The 16,865-nt window shown below is 65.3% G+C and carries 13 protein-coding genes; 8 read left to right on the top strand and 5 right to left on the bottom strand.

All coding sequences use genetic code 11. The features are described from left to right. Positions 1-169: 169 nt before the first annotated feature. Positions 170-1,441 carry a CmlA/FloR family chloramphenicol efflux MFS transporter gene (gene cml, locus LVJ94_28755; protein ID WXB00900.1) on the bottom strand — a complete coding sequence of 424 codons (1,272 nt, stop codon included), beginning with the start codon at positions 1,439-1,441 and terminating at the stop codon, positions 170-172. A 177-nt stretch (positions 1,442-1,618) separates the two neighbouring features. Further along, positions 1,619-2,854 carry a hypothetical protein gene (locus LVJ94_28750; protein WXB00899.1) on the bottom strand — a complete coding sequence of 412 codons (1,236 nt, stop codon included), beginning with the start codon at positions 2,852-2,854 and terminating at the stop codon, positions 1,619-1,621. Between the two features lie 94 nt (positions 2,855-2,948). On the opposite strand from LVJ94_28750, the gene LVJ94_28745 reads away from it, so the two are divergent. The 5 genes from LVJ94_28745 to LVJ94_28725 are packed head-to-tail and all read left to right on the top strand — an operon-like array spanning position 2,949 to position 6,845. Next, the gene (locus LVJ94_28745) at positions 2,949-3,416 is read left to right on the top strand and encodes a DMT family transporter (GenBank protein WXB00898.1); all 468 of its coding nucleotides are present in this window, start codon (positions 2,949-2,951) and stop codon (positions 3,414-3,416) included. Between the two features lie 6 nt (positions 3,417-3,422). Then, positions 3,423-3,854 (top strand): DMT family transporter, encoded by a 432-nt coding sequence (locus LVJ94_28740; GenBank protein ID WXB00897.1) that lies wholly within the window; start codon positions 3,423-3,425, stop codon positions 3,852-3,854. Positions 3,855-3,856: 2 nt separating this feature from the next. Beyond that, positions 3,857-4,435: an HD domain-containing protein gene (locus LVJ94_28735; protein WXB00896.1), complete on the top strand. Its 579-nt coding sequence runs from the start codon at positions 3,857-3,859 to the stop codon at positions 4,433-4,435. A 55-nt stretch (positions 4,436-4,490) separates the two neighbouring features. Beyond that, entirely contained in the window at positions 4,491-5,567 is a 1,077-nt protein-coding gene (locus LVJ94_28730; GenBank protein ID WXB00895.1) for a DUF5009 domain-containing protein, read from the top strand. Positions 5,568-5,579: 12 nt separating this feature from the next. Then, positions 5,580-6,845: a hypothetical protein gene (locus LVJ94_28725; protein WXB00894.1), complete on the top strand. Its 1,266-nt coding sequence runs from the start codon at positions 5,580-5,582 to the stop codon at positions 6,843-6,845. A gap of 10 nt (positions 6,846-6,855) precedes the next feature. Here LVJ94_28725 and LVJ94_28720 read toward each other — a convergent pair whose 3' ends face one another. Continuing rightward, on the bottom strand, positions 6,856-7,761 hold the full coding sequence (locus LVJ94_28720) for a hypothetical protein (protein ID WXB00893.1): 906 nt from the start codon (positions 7,759-7,761) through the stop codon (positions 6,856-6,858). On the opposite strand from LVJ94_28720, the gene LVJ94_28715 reads away from it, so the two are divergent. From LVJ94_28715 to LVJ94_28705, 3 genes are all read left to right on the top strand, one after another. Continuing rightward, positions 7,760-8,602 (top strand): hypothetical protein, encoded by an 843-nt coding sequence (locus tag LVJ94_28715; GenBank protein ID WXB00892.1) that lies wholly within the window; start codon positions 7,760-7,762, stop codon positions 8,600-8,602. The two genes, LVJ94_28720 and LVJ94_28715, sit on opposite strands and share 2 nt — an antisense overlap. Positions 8,603-8,617: 15 nt before the next feature. Beyond that, a complete protein-coding gene (locus LVJ94_28710; protein WXB00891.1) occupies positions 8,618-9,508 on the top strand; it encodes a CPBP family intramembrane metalloprotease in 891 nt (296 codons plus the stop codon). 125 nt (positions 9,509-9,633) lie between these two features. Further along, positions 9,634-10,905: a class I SAM-dependent methyltransferase gene (locus LVJ94_28705; GenBank protein ID WXB00890.1), complete on the top strand. Its 1,272-nt coding sequence runs from the start codon at positions 9,634-9,636 to the stop codon at positions 10,903-10,905. Between the two features lie 226 nt (positions 10,906-11,131). Here the strand turns inward: LVJ94_28705 and LVJ94_28700 are convergent, their stop codons facing one another. Further along, positions 11,132-12,802 carry an isovaleryl-CoA dehydrogenase gene (locus LVJ94_28700; protein WXB00889.1) on the bottom strand — a complete coding sequence of 557 codons (1,671 nt, stop codon included), beginning with the start codon at positions 12,800-12,802 and terminating at the stop codon, positions 11,132-11,134. Next, positions 12,799-16,836: an AAA family ATPase gene (locus LVJ94_28695; protein ID WXB00888.1), complete on the bottom strand. Its 4,038-nt coding sequence runs from the start codon at positions 16,834-16,836 to the stop codon at positions 12,799-12,801. The genes LVJ94_28700 and LVJ94_28695 overlap by 4 nt, the downstream gene beginning before the upstream one ends. Positions 16,837-16,865: the final 29 nt, after the last annotated feature.

The following is a 16,865-nucleotide window of genomic DNA, read 5'->3' as shown; positions in this document are numbered from 1 at the left end:
GAAGGCCCCCCAGCCAGCTGAAAGCGGCGTGTCTGTCGCATCGATTCGACCAAAAATCAAGGATGACGGGTGACTTGACACGCTGTTGAAAACGTGTCGCCGGTATGGCGAGCACCCGTCATCGATGCTTGTTCGCGCAATCCTTGCGCGCTTCGCGTCGATCGTCACGTCAACGTGACGTCGTTGGCTCTCGTACGTCCCCGATCGTCTTCGATCGTTCCGGTAGGCGTGCCCGTTCATGCTTGCTCAGGCTGCCTTGAAAAATCAGCGTGAGCACCGACAATAAGGAGGCGTAGGCCACGAGCGGCCAGGCAGTGTCGCCGGGCAAGAGCACGACGGACGCCGTGCCGGCGAGCCCCACGATCAGACTCTCCACACAATAGTACAGGGCCGTCGCCGTCCCCGCGGCGTGCCCGAAGGCCTGGAGGGCGCCGTTGGCGGTCACTGAGCATGCGAGCACGATCCCGACGGCGATGACCCACATCGGTGGGACGAAGGTCCAGAACGAGCCAAACGAGCCAAACCAGCCAGGTGCCACCCGTTGGCCGGCGGTGAGAAGCGCCGCCCCGATGAGGAGCATCGCCATGCCGCGCCGGAGACTGCCCGCGTGCCCCCACCGGGTCACGAAGCCCTTCGCGAAGCGCGTGGTCGCGATCAGCACGAGTGCCACGCTGGCGAAGGCGAGGCTGAAGGCGAGTTGCGAGAAGCCGGCCTTGTCGATCAAGACGCGCGGTGCGGTGGAGAAGAACACGAAGAACGCGCCCATGGCCGCACTGAAGCCGAGGCTGTACGTCCAGAAATGCCGATCGCGAAGGATGGCTCCGAAGGCCAGGTGCGGTCGCGACGTCGGCGCAGGCCGCGTCTCGTGCCACTTGGCCAGCGCCTGCAGCGTCGCGGCGGTGGCGAGGGCTCCGAGCAAGACGAAGATGCTGCGCCAGCCGAAATGCTCCGCCAAGAGCGCACCCGCGATCGGTCCGAGCGCCGGCACGAAGGAGAGCATCGCGCCGAAGAGCGCATAGATGACCGCGCCCTCGGGCCGATCCGCGTAGACATCGCGCACGGTGGCAAAGGTGGCCACGAGCGCCGCGGCCGCCCCCGTGGCTTGAAGAACACGGAGCGCGACGAACGCCGCGGCCGATGCCGCGCCGGCGAGGAGAAACGACGCCACCGCGAACGTGACCGCACCGCCGAGCAGCACCGGCCTGCGACCGATGGCGTCCGACATGGGCCCGAACAGGAGCTGCCCCGCGCCGAGGATGACCATGTACAGGCTCAACGTGAGCTGCACGACCGATGGCGTCGTGCCGAGGATGCGGGGCATCTCCGGCACGACGGGCAGATAGACGTCCATCCCCATCGACGCCAAAAGGTCGAACGGGGACATGAGCAACAACGCCGCAAACAGCGAACGATGGACTACCGAAGATGGAGAACGAGACATGACACGACCTGCGCGCAAATGGAGGAGTGACCATTCGGCGGCGCTCAGCCGTCTCGTCGTGGACGCACGAAGAGTGAACGGAGAGGCCGCAACAACGACTTTTCAGTGGTTGCTGCGGCTCAGCGATCTGCGGATTTCGACGTCTCCATGCCTGTGCCTCGCGAGCTTTGTAGCACGCTAGTGCGGAAGGTCGAGGGAGAGGATGCGGACGTCCTCCGTGGGCTTGCCCTTCAATTCGTGGCTGTGAGGAAGGTAGTTCGCCACGTAGTGGAATTGGTCGCCGTCGAGAACGCCGGTCGTGGGGGCGGCGGTCGCCGGGCGCTGGAAGTCGGGGTTGCCCGATTCGAGGACGTCGACGTGGGTGACATGTTGGCCCGTGGCATCCAAGGTGAGACGCAGGACCCGGCCTCGGCCGGTGCCATTTTGCACGGCGACGAGCCCACCGCGGTAAACATAGAGTCCGTCGACGCCGGCGATGGAGAGCGGCGTGTCGTTTCGAAGCTCGGTGACGGCGCCGGTGGCGACGTCCACCACGGCGATGCCCACGTCGAAGGCGACGAAGAGCTTCTTCTCGTCGGCGGAGAGGGCGACGCCATTGGGGTAGGCGAAGGTCCCTGCGGCGACGAAGGGCTCCAGGGTGCGGCGGCCGGAAAGGCGGTAGACGCCGCCGCCCACGCTGTCGGTCATGAAGACGTCCTCGTTCGAAGCGATGACGACGTCGTTGAAGAGGTGCGGCTTGCCATCGCGCGCCTCGAAGCGCTTCAAAAGCTCGCCGGTGTCCACGTTGAAGAGGAGCAATTCGCTGCGCCCCTTTTCGGGCCCGTGGCCGAGCTCCGAGGCCGCCCAGAGCGTGCGCCGCTCGGCGTCGACCTTCATGCCGACCACCGAGAGCAAGGGAGGCTGGATGTTCCCCGCGGTGAAGTCCTGCAGTTGCCCGCCGCTCCGGCGCACGATCTTCCGCAGGCGGATGCTGCCGATGAAGAACGAGCCCGACTTCGGATCGAAGGCGACGTTCTCGGTCACCAGCTCGCCCGGCGCCGTGAAGGCCAGCCGGCTCCGACTCACCCGCAGCACGCGCTCGTCCGACCGCCGCAGGAGCGGCTCGAACTCGGGCCGTTGGCTGCTCTTTCCAAAGTCCCGTGGGACAATCGACACCGGCCACCCGCGTTTGTCGAGTACCTCGAGGCACGCGAGCGCCTCGTTCACCTTGCCGGCATCGTCGTACGCCGAACAGAGGCAATACCGGATCCCCGCATCCTCCGGTGCCGCCGCAAGCCGCTGCTCCAGCCGCTGGGCATACGCCTCCTCCTTCGACGGCGCCGCCTTCGCGGGCGTCCGCACCGAGGATGTGCACGAAAGCAGCGATGCCAACACGGCGCCTGCCAGCGCCATCTTTCCAACCGAAACCATCATGCCGCGAGCATGCGACGCCGGCCGCACCCGCCGCTATCAAAACCTTGCTCGAGAAAGCCATGTCCGCGGGCGCCCGTGCTAAAACGCCGGCAGGATGAAAGGGCGTTCGACGGATTGGATCTTGGCGGTGGCGGGTGGGGCGCTGCTGGCCGTGATGATCCACTACAACAGCGTTCTGGCCAGGCATAGTACGCCGGCGGTGGCGTCGTGGATGGCGCACGGGATTGGCACGTTGGGCGCGCTCGTTCTCGTCGTGGCGGGGACGCAGCTCTTTCGGTCTTCTCGTTCCCACCCCGAGAAGCGCGGGAAGGTGCCGGGGTGGGCCTACCTTGGCGGCATCCCTGGTGCGTTCACCGTGTGGCTGGCGGCGGTGACGGTGAACAGCAAGCTCGGACTCTCGGGGACTCTGGCCCTCATGTTGGTGGGGCAGGTGACCTTTGGCATTCTCTCCGATCGATTTGGATTCTTCGGGGTACCCAAACGGCGATTTGCCCTTACGGACTTCTTCGTCGTGTTGGCCGTTCTCTCGGGCAGTGCCATTTTGATCTTCTTTCGGTCGTAGGGCGCCATGCTCGGGTACATCCTCCTTGGGGTCTTCAACGGCGCGGTCATCGCGGCGAGTCGCGCCATCAGTGGGCGGTTGGCCATCGACCTCGGTGCCTTCAAAGCGTCGTTTTGGAATCATATCGTCGGATTCGTGTTTCTCAGCGTCGTCATGCTCACCATCGCCAGCATGAAGTTCGAGATTCCGATGAATGCACCGGCGCTCGCCTACATGGGGGGCATTTTCGGCGCGCTCTTCGTGGCGCTCAACAGCTACGTGTTGCCCCGCATCGGCGTCACCAAGACGATGCTCTTCGTCATCGGCGGACAAATGATTGCGGGAGTCCTCCTCGACGTGCGCAACAGCAAAAGCGCGGGCGCGGCCGTGGCCCAGTTCGTCGGTGTGGGGCTGATCTTGCTCGGTGTCTACGTGGCCAGGACATCGAAGAAGGAATGACGATGCAGTCGATCGTGAATTTCGTTTTGGAGCTCGACAAGCTCAAAACGGTGACGCGGAAGACGCGTCCCCTCGGGCTCGATCGCTACGAGAACTCCGCGGAGCATAGTTGGCAGATTGCCATGCTGGCCGCATCCCTCGCGCCCTATGCCGAGACGCCGCTGAACATCGATCGCGTGATCCGCATGCTGCTCGTGCACGACATCGGCGAGATCGATACCGGCGACACCCTCGTTTATGCCGAGGGCGGTTGGGAGGAGCGCAAAGCTGCCGAGCTAGCTGGGGCAAAACGCATCTTTGGTCTGCTGCCCGGACCCCAGGGTGAGGCATTTTTGGAGCTGTGGCAGGAATTCGAGCGCGGCGAGACCCCCGAGGCACGCTTCGCCCACGCTGCCGACCGCGCGATGCCGGTTTTGTTGAACCTGGCGAACGAAGGCCAGAGCTGGCGCGAAAACGGCATAAGCCACGCGCGTGTCGTTGGCCGCATCGCAACTCCGATCCGCGAGGGATGCCCTGCACTCTGGGAATACCTCGAGATCCGCCTCGAGGAGGCGCGCCAAAAGGGTCTCTTCGGCGGCTGAACGCACCCACGTTCGTGGTGAACCTAACATCGAGCAACGCATCGTCGCCCTCGACGTGTTTCGCGGTTTGGCGACCGCGGCCATGTTGCTCGTCACCAACCCCGGCGACAGCGAGCACGTCTATGCCCCGCTGAAACACGCGGGGTGGCAAGGTTGGACGCCGACCGATCTCATCTTTCCATCGTTCCTCTTCATCGTCGGCGCGTCGATGGTCCTCTCGTTCCGCAAACGGCGCGAACTCGGCGACGGCCCCGCCGCGTTGCTCGTGCACGTGATCAAGCGGTGCGTGTTCCTCTATGCGATCAGCCTTTTGATCGTGTGCATTCCGAGCTTGATCGACGGTCAACGACCGCCGTTCGAGACGATTCGCATCCTTGGCGTGCTGCCGCGCATCGCGCTCTGTTACCTCGTCGCCGCACCGGTGGTGATGTTCACGCGGCCGCGCACGTGGGCCGTCGTGACGGGCGCCTTGCTCCTTGGCTATTGGGTCGTGATGACCCGCGTGCCCGTTCCCCATCACGGTGCAGGCCTCCTCGATTCCAAAGAATGGAACCTTGCGGCGTACCTCGATCGAATGATGCTCGGGCAACATCTTGGTGAGGGCGGTGCCAAGGCGTGGGACCCCGAGGGCATCTTGAGCACCGTGCCGGCCATTGGCACCACGCTCCTGGGGGCCTTCACGGGCCACTACCTCCACGCGTGGCGGCCCGCCGTCGAAAAGACGGCAGGCATGTTCGTCGCCGGTGCGGCGCTGATGGTTCTGGGCCTTTGGTGGAACCACCTTTTCCCGATTAACAAGAGCCTATGGAGCAGCTCCTACGTGCTGTTCTGCGCGGGGTTTGCGCTCGAGACCCTGGCCTTCGTGCACTTCGTGATCGACGTGCGGGGGCACCGCGGCTGGGCGCGGCCCTTCGTCATTCTTGGGGCCCGCCCGCTCACGGCGCTCATTCTGTCGGCGGTGGGTGGGGCGTTGCTTCAGGAGTTGCACTTGCACGAACCGATTTATCGGTCACTGTTCGCATCGTGGGCGAGCCCCAACGTTGCGTCGCTCGCCTTTGCCATGGGCATCGTGCTTCTTTGGTTCGCCGTCGTGGCGATTCTACATCGTAAACGTCTCTTCCTTCGTCTGTAACAGGAGGAATTCATGTACTTGGGAATCACGCGCATCGCGCGCACTTGGATCGCATTGTTCGGCGTTACGGCATTTGGGTGCGCCGCCAATGCCCCTGCCAACGAAGGCAACGCGACCAACGAGAATGAGAACGCCGCCGCCCATGACACCGTAGCTTCCGCGGCCTCGCCGGAGGACGACGCATTGTGCGGGTCGAACCCGCCGCCCGATGGCAGCGTCGTGTGGAAGCGCGAACTGGGCCTCGTGGCCGAGGATCTCGGACCGGCAAGCGTCGCGCTCGATCGCTCCGGCCATGTCTTCCAAGCAAGGGCCGACGTGGGGACGGCGAAGCTCGATGCGCAGGGGAATGTCGTGTGGCAAAAGCCCGGCGGTACGGCGATCGCCGTGGACAGTGCCGGCAATCCGTACCTGGCCGACCAGGGCAACGTGTCGAAGCTCGACGAGAACGGGAACGCCATTTGGTCGCACGAGCTCGGAAGCGGCGGGGCGCAGAGCCTCGTCATCGCGCCCGACGGCGCCGTGCTGGTCTCGGGCGCGAAGCTCGGCACCGTGCGGCTCGATGCCGACGGCCACGTCGCGTGGAGCAAGCCGTTCGGCGGCCACGTGGCCTTCGGTGCCGACGGTGCCGTCCTCGTGACGGGGTACTTTCACGAAACCGTGGACTTCGGCGCCGGCCCGGTAACGAGCCGAGGGCGCGCCGACGCGTTCATCGTGAGCCTGACGGCCACCGGTGCGCACCAATGGAGCACCATCGTGGGCGACGCGGACCTGCCCATTGCGCGTCCCAGCGGCGGCTTCGTGACCGACGCCTCGGACCAAGTCGGTGAGGCCATCGCGGCCGCACCGAATGGCGACGTTCTCGTGGCCGGTCTCGCCGTCGATAGCGTGAAGCTCTTTGGCGAGGATACCGCCACGCCCTTCTCGGAGGACGCCGGCGTGCTGCCCCTGGCCTTCGTCGCGAGGCTCGACAAGACGGGCAAACTGCTCTGGGCGAAGCGCGAAGATGCGGTGCGCGACGTGCGCGGCATCGCCTCCGATGCGCGGGGCAACGCGATCCTCAGCGGGGGCCTCGTCGGAAACGCACCGCCCAAGGCCCGCACCTGGATCGAAAAGCTCGATCCGGCCGGCGCGGTCATCTGGCGGCACGAGGAGTCCTTCGGCGTGGGCTTCGGTGACGCCGTCACGACGGACCGCTGCGGAAACATCGTGTTCTCCGTGACCGCCGCCGAGGAGGCGGGCGGCAAGGTTCACTCGGTGCTCTTCAAGCTGCGCCGCTGATCGCGAAGGGTCACGGGGCCGGCTTGGACCTCGCGGTGCAAATCCAATTGGGATCGTTCTTGTCCACGGCTTTGGCCGCGCCGGCACGGGCAGGTGGGCAGTCGTAGCGCCCGAGCACCATCGTCGATTTGTGATCCTCCTTGCCCGGAGCCCACGATTCTTCAGTGAAGGTGCGGCCATCGTCCGAAATGGTGATGGAGCCAACCTGGCCAATTTTGCCATTCGTCTTCATCGTGTACGCGAGTTTGCGCTCGGAGATCCGGCGCACGGAAAGGGTGGTGCCCGGGGGGGCGGTGGCGCCCACCACGGGCAAGTCGGAGCCGTCGAAGCGGCCGGTGATGGTCTGATTGTCCGTGGGAATCGTCCACGTCACCACGCCGGAGGCGTCTTCCTCGAGGACGTAACCGTCGGCCATGTCGTTGGTGTTCATCTCGACGTTGCGCCACGCGCCGGCCAACCCGGTGCCGTCGCCTTCGCGCACGTAATGCTTGTCGTGCCGGTACGGCATCCCATTGGGCAAGGTGCCATTGGCGACGACGTTCATGCTTTTGCCATCGGGCGACGACGTCCATCGCGCCGTTTCGATGACCTTGCCGTCGAACGTGAGCGTCGATTGCCATTGGCCCGGTGCGAGGAGCGTCCACGCGATGGTGCGCTTCTCCCCGCTCCGGTATTCCCTGCCGTCGACCGCGAACTCGTAGCTCGAGGCTCCGGCTGCGGAAAAGCGCATCCGGCCGCCGCCCAGGTCCTCGTAGCGGAGTGGCTCCGTGTGCTGGTGGCTCTTCGCGGGATCGACCTTCCACACGCCCACGAACGGGCTCTTGGGGGCTTGGGCGGCGGTAGGCTGGCATGCCGTGAGCAACACGGCCAGAACGAGGGACCCAATGCGGAGCATGCCGCGGAGTCTATCTTTCATGCGGGATCGACGGGGGCTGTTGTTGCTTTTGTTCGGCTGCAACGGCGTCCTCGGTTGCAACGGCGGGCGCTCGCAAACTCCCGCGCCCGTGGCCGACGCAGCGGTGGCTGCCGTGGTTGCAGAGGAGGCGCGCGAGCGTGAGCTGCCCGAGTCGCCCGAGCCGGGGCTTGCGCCGCTCGCGGCGGAGGGACCCTATGCCGATCTCGAGGTGGAGGGCTTCGGCCCTGCGGTGGTGTCCCTGCCACTCGGCGCCACGGAACCCCGGCCCATCGTGCTCGCGACGCACGGGAACTACGATCGCCCCGAATGGCAATGCGAAGTATGGCACGCCATCGTGGGCGAGTCGGCCTTCGTGCTCTGCCCGCGGGGGATTGCGCGGCGCGATTCGCCGTCGGCCAGGGACGTTCGCTTCACGTATTCCAATGGCAAGGTGCTGGGGCGCGAGATCGCCGCGGGGCTGGCCGCTCTGCGTGCACGTTTTGGCCCTTACGTCGCCGATGCCCCCATCGTCTACACGGGTTTCAGCCTTGGCGCCATCCTCGGCGCATCCTTCGCCATGGCCCCGAAAAACGCGACCCCGTACCAACGCCTCGTGCTCACCGAGGGCGGCCACGACGCGTGGACGCCGGAGACCGCGAAGCGCTACGCCGGCGCAGGCGGGAAAAAGGTGCTCTTCGCCTGCGGCCAGGCCGGCTCCTTTCCCTCGGCGAAAAAGGCCGCCGGCCACCTCGAAGCCGCCGGGGTGCAGACGCGCATCGTCGGCGTGAAGGCCGCCGGGCACACCTACGATGGCCCCGTCGCAAAAGCGGTCCGCGAATCCTGGAAATGGCTCCTCGATTGAGCCTATGTATCTCGTATGGATGGCAAAGCACGGATCAGGGGAAACATCGCCACCTACCTTGGCCTCACCGTCGTCTTTTGCCTGATGCCCTATTATTGGTGCATCCACACGGGGACTCTGGCGGGCGGCTACAGTCCTGCCGGCTTTAGCCTCATGCTGATGTGGGGTCCCGCCTTGGCGGCATTCACCACATGCCGCATCCGAAAGATCCCGCTCGACGAGCTTGGGTGGAATTGGCGGCCCACGAAGTACCAATGGCTCGCGTACGGCGTGCCCATTCTCTACAGCGCCGGGGCCTACATCGTCATTTGGTCGACCGGGCGTGGAGGCTTCTACAAAGAGGAATTCGTCGCGAAGGTGGCCAAAGGATTCGGCTGGTCTTTGCCCGACGGCGTCGTCATCGTGCTGTTTACGCTGTTGGCCGGTACGTTTGGCATGGCCCGGTCCATGTCATCGGCCTTGGGCGAAGAGATTGGCTGGCGCGGATTTCTTACGCCCCAATTGGCGAAACTCCACTCGTACACCGCAACGTCGTTGTGGATGGGGCTCGTCTGGTCGCTTTATCATTATCCGATCTTGCTTTTTTCGAATTACAACCTGGGTGGCTCCAAGTGGTTTGCCATGGCGTGTTTCACCGTGATGGTGTTCGCCATGTGCTTCGTCCTCACCTGGCTGCGCATCAAGTCGGGTAGCTTGTGGACCGGAGCGGTCTTGCATGCGAGCCACAATCTGTTCATTCAAAGCATCTTCACCCCGTTGACCGTCGATACGGGGAGTACCAACTATTACATCGACGAATTCGGTGTCGGCGTGCCCCTCGCCACCGTCATCGTGGCCATCTATTTTTGGCGAAGACGCCACGAGCTCCCCGAGGGGAAGATCCCGGCGCCGACGGCGGTGGTCTGACTGCGGATGACCTTGCCACGTGGGGTCGACGGGCATTTCTTTTCGCGTTTTTTTTCTTACACACAGAGCAAGCCGGAGGGCGTCGCCGGCTGGTATGGTCCCGCCCGTCGAAGGGAGGAGGTCTCATGAATCTGCGCGATACGTTCGAAACGCTCACGACCCCCAGAGTGAACGGCTGGAATCGTTCCGGCGTTCGGGCCGCGGAGTCGAGCATCCTCGATGTGCTTCAACTTCGGCACGACGAGCTCGTGCGGCGGGCGCCGGGCGAGTTCACTCCGTTCGCGGTCCGGTTCCCGAACGGGGAGGGGCGCACCTACGGGTCGGGGGCGGCCACTTCGTCCATCGACGTGGTCAACGACGCAGGCCGCGCCGCCCTGGCCACCCTCGACGATCTGGCGATCACCGAGGCGTACATGAACGGCGATGTCGATTTCGGCGGCGATCTGCTGGAGCTGCTCAAGTACCGGCCGCTCCTGCGCGACCGCCGCGTTCTGCGTTACCTCTGGGCGACGTACCTTCGTGCGGCCGTTCTCGGCCAGGTGCGCGCGGACATCAAGGGAATCGGCAGCCACTACGATATCGATGCGGAGTTTTTCGAGCTCTGGCTCGACAAAGACATCCGCAGCTATTCGCACGGGTTTTTCGAACGCGACGACGAGGCCATCGAGAAGGGCATGGTGCGCAAGTTCCAATATGCCATCGACGCCTGCGGTCTAAAGCCAGGCGACCGCGTATTGGACATCGGCGGCGGGTGGGGCTCTTTTTTGCAATACGCCGGTGAGCAGGGCCTGCACGTCACCTCGGTGACGATTTCCGATTCGTCCCATCGCTACATGACGAACCTGATCGCCCAGAAGGGACTGCATCATTGCAGTGCCCACAAGGTGCATCTCTTCGAATTCGATACCCAGGATCGGTTCGACGGCATCGTGAACCTCGGGGTCACCGAGCACCTTCCCAATTACCGCGCAACCTTGCGCCAATACGCCAATCTGTTGAAGCCCGGCCGCCGCGTCTACCTCGACGCCTATTCGGGCGACCGTTTCGCCATGGGTTCCGTGGTGACCAAGTGGGTTTTCGAAGGCAACACCTCTCCCCTTCATTTGCCCACCTACCTCAAAGAGGTCGCCCACACCGACTTCGAAGTCGCTCTTCTGCAAGACGACACGCACAACTACTATTTGACCTGCAAAAAGTGGGCAGAGAACCTCGACGCCGTTTCCGAAGAAATCGGGCGAAGATGGAGCCCCGCGCTCCACCGGCGATTTCGCTTGTACCTTTATGGTTGTGCGCGGGCCTTTCTCGACGGCCTGCTAGGTGCCCACCGCATGATCTTGCAGCACCGTCCCAGTCTGCGCACGAGCCGCACCCGGTGGGGCTGGCGGTTATCGGTTTAGGGCCTCTGCCTAAAACCTCAAACTCGCACTCGCACTCGCACTCGCACTCGCACTCGCACTCGCACTCGCACTCGCGAGTGTGCGCGTTGGTCAGTATGGCGCTACTCAAAGCGAGGCTTTCTCGTTCGTCCTAAGTGCGAGTGCGGGTGCGGGTGCGAGGCTGAGTTGGAGATCGAGGCTGAGTTAGAGGTTTGAGATCGAGATCGAGATCGAGATCGAGATCGAGTCAGAGGTACGGTGCGGCGCGTTGCACGATCGCTCGCACGTCGACCCCCGCCGGCAATGTGCCAAATGCGCCCGTCCACTTGCCGGCGAGCCGTGAGCCGCAAAACGCGTCTGCCACCGCCCGCGGCGCGAAGCGCACGAGCAACGACCCTGCAAGCGCGAGCACGATCTGCTCGACCAAGGTTCTACCCTGCGCCTCGGCCATGTCGGCGTCGCGCAGCTTGGGTTCGAGCTCGGCGATGGCCCGGTCGAGTCGCGCATCGCTACCGCGGGCCAAACGCAGCTCGGTGACAAGGGCCGTCGCGCTTTCGGGGGAGCGGGCGAGGGCGCGGCGGACGTCGAGGCACATCACATTGCCCGAGCCCTCCCAGATCGAGTTGAGCGGCGCCTCCCGATAAAGGCGCGGCATGATGCATTCTTCGATGTAGCCCACGCCCCCGAACGACTCGAGGGCCTCCGTCACGATGGCCGGGCAGCGCTTCGTCGTCCAATACTTGATCGCGGGCGTGATCAGCCTTCGCAGTGTCGTCTCGTGCTCGTCGTTTTGCCGATCGAATGCGCGCGCTAGGCGTAGAACCAGCGCCGTCGCGACCTCCGACTCGATGGCCAGATCGGCCAGCACCTGCGCCATGAGCGGCTGCTCCACCAGCGCGCGCTGGAACACCTGCCGGTGCGAGGCATAGTGAATCGCTTGCGCGACCGCCTGCCGGATCTGCGCCGCGCTTCCCACCGCGCAATCGAGCCGCGTGTAGTTCACCATCTCCATGATGGTCACCACCCCGCGCCCCTCCTCGCCCACGAGGCGCGCCCAGGCGTCCTGAAACTCCACCTCGCTCGATGCGTTGGCCCGGTTGCCCAGCTTGTCCTTGAGCCGCTGCAGCCGCAGACCATTCACCGCGCCGTCCGGCGTCCAGCGCGGCATCAGGAAGCACGAAAGACCGCCCGGTGCCTGCGCGGTCACCAGGAACGCGTCGCACATCGGAATGGAGAAAAACCACTTGTGCCCGACGATGCGGTACTCGCCGCCGGGCCCTCCGCCGCCGATGGGAACCGCACGCGACGCATTCGTGCGCAGATCCGTGCCGCCCTGCTTTTCCGTCATGCCCATGCTCACGAGCACGCCGGTCTTCTCCTTCGCCGGCCGAAAGCGCGGATCGTAGCGCCGCGGCAGAATCATGGGCTCCCACTCCGCAGCCAGCTCCGGCTGCCGCCGCAGCGCCGGCACCGCCGCGTACGTCGTCGTCGTGGGGCACATCACGCCGGCCTCCACCTGCACCAGCATGAACAACCCCGCCGCCCGCGCCACGTGCGCACCGTCCTTGGGGTCCGACCACGGGCTTGCGTGAAGCCCTTGGCCCACGCTGATGCTCATCAACTCGTGCCACGATGGGTGGTACTCCACCTCGTCGCGCCGCCGGCCGAAGCGATCGTGCGTGTGCAAAATCGGCAGATTCCGGTTCGCGAGAAACCCGAGCTCGATGCTCTCCGCGCGTCCCAGCTTCTCGCCGAAGGCCGTGAGATCGGCCGTCGCCCACCCCGCACCCTCACGCGCCGTCGTCTCGGACAGCACACGATCCGTGGTGAACAGGTTGTAGTCGACGAGCGCCGGCGGCACGTTGGCCACCTCGTGGGTCTGAAAGCGCTCTTGCCCGGAATCCATTTTACGAGTCATCGCATATCCTCGAGATCGTCCACCTTGGCGGTGGCGCCCCACCGTTTGTAAGCACGCCGCGCCTGGTCGAGGGCGCGCGCCGCCTCCGTCCGCCGTCCCTGCGCGAGATGGAACTTGGCCAAGAGCTCGCCGGCCATCGCCTCGTGGTGCACGAAGCCCGCATCTTGCGCCGCAACGATGGCCCGCTCGTAGAGCCTTCGCGCATCCTCGTCGCGCCCCTGGATGCGCGTCATCTCGGCCGCCACCATGAGGTGCTTGTGCCGGAAATTCTCCGGGCACTCCTCGGCATAGAGCTTCAACTTCGCGCCGATCGGCCCGAGCATCGTGCGCTGAAGCTCCCGTTCGTCGTCCGCCGCGGCATCGTGCAGGGCGGTGCACGTCAGCCCGAGGTAGAACGGGAGCTCTGTCGCGAAGTACACACCGCCGGTCCCGATGCGTTTCTGCGCCTCGAGCCCCACGGCGAACGCACCCGCGTAGTCGCCGTGCAGATACAGCAGCTGCAGCTTCACCACGTAGTACCAGCTCGCGGCGAACCCGAGCCCCGAGGCGAGCAGCCGCTCCACGTAGCCGGCCTCTTCGAAGCCCGCATCGCTCAAGGTGTAGCGGCCCTTGGTGAGACCCCGCAGGTTCTTCACCATCTGCAGCATGATCTTCTGCAGCTCGATGGACAGCGTGTGCTTCGTGCGGTGCATCAGCTCGAGGTATTTATCGATCTCCTCGTGCACCATCGCAAGCTCGTCGCCGGCGCCGAGGCGGATGAAGAGCATCTGGTCGCACGCGTACGACAGGTAAACGAAGTCACCCGTTTGCATGCCCGCCGCATAGGCGCGCGACAGCGGCTGATGCCCCGTTCGCAGCGGCATGCCGAAGAAGTTCATGAACGCCGTGAAGAGCACGTTGACCTTGCACGTGAGTTCGGCGTTGGCGAACTTGTCGTTCAGCGCCAACCCGAGCACTCCGAACTGGTACGCTTCGCGGTGGCGTCCGAGTACGCCGGTCAGGAACATCCCATACGCGACGTAGCCGTACGCGGACACGTTGGTGTGCCCGTGGCGCAATGCCAGGTTTACCTGCTTCGCGCCCAGCAACCCGAACAGCGTTGGATTCACGAAGTACGCCGCCGGCGTCACGGTGGACATCAGCGACCCAATCGTCTGCATCCGCGGATCGGTCAGCGCCGGGGCGTCGATCAAGTCCGCGATGGGGCGCCCGTCGAGCGTCGCATCCACCTGGGCCAGCTCCGCATCGAGCGTGGCGCGCAGTTCGTCGGGGTCTTCGGGCAGGTCGATGCCGAACAGCTTCAGCCCCGCACGGCCCGCCGCCACCGCCTCGGCGTACTTGCCCAGGGTGAGGCACAGCACCATGCGCAGATTCTGAACCTGCGCCCGCTCGCGATCCGTCTTCACCCGCGACGAGATGACGTCGAAGAGCCGCTCCGCTTGCCCGAAGCGCCCGGTCAAATGCTCGCATTCGGCGCGTGCCAGGTGCAGTCCGAAGGCCAGCTCGTAGTCGGTGTTCCATCCCCCCGCCTCGGGGGGGGACGTTGGAGAATGTGAGCACGTGGGGGGGGAGCCGTTCGAGGTAGAGGACTTCTCCAGAAGCCACATCCCCGTGCGCAAATAATCCGCCGCGGCATCGTACGCGGTGGCCGCCTTGGCCTTGCGTCCTGCCAGCAAATTGAGGCGCGCCAGGCGAAGGCGCTCGTCGCGGCCGTCGATGCACGAGGCGCCCACGTTCAAGTGGTTCACCACGTCGAACAGTTCCTCGTCGCGCGGAATGCCGCCCGTGGTGCACTTGGCCAGGAGAAGCCGCCCGATGCGCAGGTGCACCTCCTGCTTCTGCGCATCCTCGATGAGCGAGTAGGCCGCCTGCTGCACCCGGTCGTGCAAAAACTTGTACCCTACATGAAATGCCGATCCCGTCGACACCGCGGGATCCGCGTGGCCGCTGTCCGGCGCATGCAGAAAGCGGTAATCCGCGCTGAGGGGCAGCACGAAGCCCTCGCGCAGCGCCTCCCACAGAGCATCCGCCGTATCGCCAATCGATGCCTCGCGGATCACGGACAGGGTGCGCACGTCGAACTGGTGACCGATGCACGCAGCCAACCGCAGAATGGCCTGCGTCTCGGGCGCGAGCTGCCGCAGACGCGCCGCCATGAACTCGACCACGTTGTCGGTGACGCGCGCGCGCTCGATGCCCTCGAGGTCCCACGTCCAGCGGCCGGTCGAGGCATCGCGCGTGAGCAGCTTTTCCTTGCGCAGGCTCCGCAAAAATTGATTCACGAAGAACGGATTCCCGTGCGTCTTCGCAAAAAGATACGCCGCGAGGTTCGCCGTCTCCTTCGAGTCGCTGCTGAGCGCATCGAAGACGAGCTTGCTCACGTTGGCGCGATCGAGCGGCCCGAGGCTCACCTCGGAGACCGCCGCGCCGTGATGCCGCACCTCGCCGATGGCCAGGGCCAGCGGGTGCGTCGGCGGCACCTCGTTGTCGCGGTAGGCCCCGATCAGCAGCAAGTGCCCGCTGCGGGGATCGGTCAGCAGCAGCTGCAAAAGCTTGAGCGACGCCGGATCGACCCACTGCAGGTCGTCCAGAAAGATCACCAGCGGGTGCTTCGCCGCCGCAAAGACGCGGATGAAGTTCTGAAAGACGAGGGTGAAGCGATTCTGCGCCTCGGCTGCGCCCAGCTCCTGCATTGGAGGCTGCGGCCCGATCACCAGGGTCAGCTCGGGGATGAGGTCGGTCAGCACCCCGCCGTTGCCGGCCATCGCGCCTTCGAGTGTCTCTTTCCAGAGCGCCAGCGAGTCGGGATCCTCGGAGAGGATCTGGCGCACCAGCTCGCGCACCGCCTGCGCGACCGGGGCAAACGGCGTGTTTCGCGTGAGCTGGTCGAACTTGCCCGAGATGAAGTGCCCGCGCCGGCGGGTCAGCTCCTTGTGCACCTCGTTCACCAGCGCCGACTTGCCCACGCCCGCTGTGCCGGACACCAGGAGAAGCTGCGCTTTCCCCTCCGAGGCGCGCTCGAACGCCTCGACCAGGGTTCGGATCTCCACTTCGCGCCCGTAGAGCTTCTGCGGGAGCTGCAGCGTATCGGGGTGATCCTTCGTGCCGGGGACGAAGTCGTCGGCGATGCGCCCGCGTTCGCGCAGCTGCCGCCCGCACTCGGCGATGTCCGCGCCCAGACCGACCGCGCTCTGGTAGCGGTCCTCGGGGTTCTTCGCGAGCAGCTTGTCGACGACGATGGAGAGCGCCCGCGGTACGCCGGGGTCGAGTTCGTGCAGCGGCACCGGTGCCGTGGCGATGTGCGCGTGCACGAGCTCCAACGCATCGCGCTGCCGGAAGGGCCGATGGCCGGCGAGCAGCTCGTAAAACGTGATGCCCAGCGAATAGAGATCGGCGCGCTGGTCGATGCCCCGGTTCATGCGGCCCGTCTGTTCCGGGGCCATGTACGGGAGCGTCCCCTCCAGCTCGCGCGCGCTCGTGGGCACGGCGGCGCCCGCGTGCCCTTGGGGGATCACCTCGTTCGACAGAATGGATGCGATGGAGAAGTCGGCGATCTTCACCACCCCCGCGGGGTTGATGAGCATATTGTCCGGCTTCAAATCCTTGTGAATGATGCCGTGCTGGTGGATCTCGACCAGCGCCGTGCAGAGCTGACCGGCAATGTCGAGAAAGACCTCGGGCAACAGCTTGCCGTCCCGATCGAGGTACTCCCGCAGGGAGATGCCGCCGAAGTCCTCGAGCACCAGGGCAACGCGCCCGCTCCATTGCTCCAGCCCGAGCGCGCGCACGATGCCATCGCTCGCCACGCGGTTGGCGACGGCCCGCTCGTGGCGCAATACGGCGAAGGGACGGCAGTCCGGATCGGCGTCGGTCACGATCTTGAGGACCACGCGGCAGTCATCCCGCGCGCGCCGGGCGCGTGCGACGGTGCACTTCGACCCGCGGTGCACCACCTCGTCCAAGGTATAGCCCGGGAACGCCCCGGGTTTGCTTAGGAGCTCGTCCAAAGACCGCGTCAACCCCGCCTCGACCACCAGGTTCTCTCCCTCCCGCCTGTTGCGCG

The organism is Sorangiineae bacterium MSr11367, assembly GCA_037157805.1.
Classification (GTDB): Bacteria; Myxococcota_A; Polyangia; order Polyangiales; family Polyangiaceae; genus Pendulispora; species Pendulispora rubella.
The sequence above is the reverse complement of the archived record's forward strand: the minus strand, read 5'-3'. Positions and strand labels throughout refer to the sequence as shown.

What these genes read in the sequence shown, in the direction of transcription:
- cml (WXB00900.1), bottom strand. Translation starts at nt 1,441, where the DNA reads ATGTCTCGTTCTCCATCTTCGGTAGTCCATCGTTCGCTGTTTGCGGCG.
- LVJ94_28750 (WXB00899.1), bottom strand. Translation starts at nt 2,854, where the DNA reads ATGATGGTTTCGGTTGGAAAGATGGCGCTGGCAGGCGCCGTGTTGGCA.
- LVJ94_28745 (WXB00898.1), top strand. Translation starts at nt 2,949, where the DNA reads ATGAAAGGGCGTTCGACGGATTGGATCTTGGCGGTGGCGGGTGGGGCG.
- LVJ94_28740 (WXB00897.1), top strand. Translation starts at nt 3,423, where the DNA reads ATGCTCGGGTACATCCTCCTTGGGGTCTTCAACGGCGCGGTCATCGCG.
- LVJ94_28735 (WXB00896.1), top strand. Translation starts at nt 3,857, where the DNA reads ATGCAGTCGATCGTGAATTTCGTTTTGGAGCTCGACAAGCTCAAAACG.
- LVJ94_28725 (WXB00894.1), top strand. Translation starts at nt 5,580, where the DNA reads ATGTACTTGGGAATCACGCGCATCGCGCGCACTTGGATCGCATTGTTC.
- LVJ94_28715 (WXB00892.1), top strand. Translation starts at nt 7,760, where the DNA reads ATGCGGGATCGACGGGGGCTGTTGTTGCTTTTGTTCGGCTGCAACGGC.
- LVJ94_28720 (WXB00893.1), bottom strand. Translation starts at nt 7,761, where the DNA reads ATGAAAGATAGACTCCGCGGCATGCTCCGCATTGGGTCCCTCGTTCTG.
- LVJ94_28710 (WXB00891.1), top strand. Translation starts at nt 8,618, where the DNA reads ATGGATGGCAAAGCACGGATCAGGGGAAACATCGCCACCTACCTTGGC.
- LVJ94_28705 (WXB00890.1), top strand. Translation starts at nt 9,634, where the DNA reads ATGAATCTGCGCGATACGTTCGAAACGCTCACGACCCCCAGAGTGAAC.
- LVJ94_28700 (WXB00889.1), bottom strand. Translation starts at nt 12,802, where the DNA reads ATGACTCGTAAAATGGATTCCGGGCAAGAGCGCTTTCAGACCCACGAG.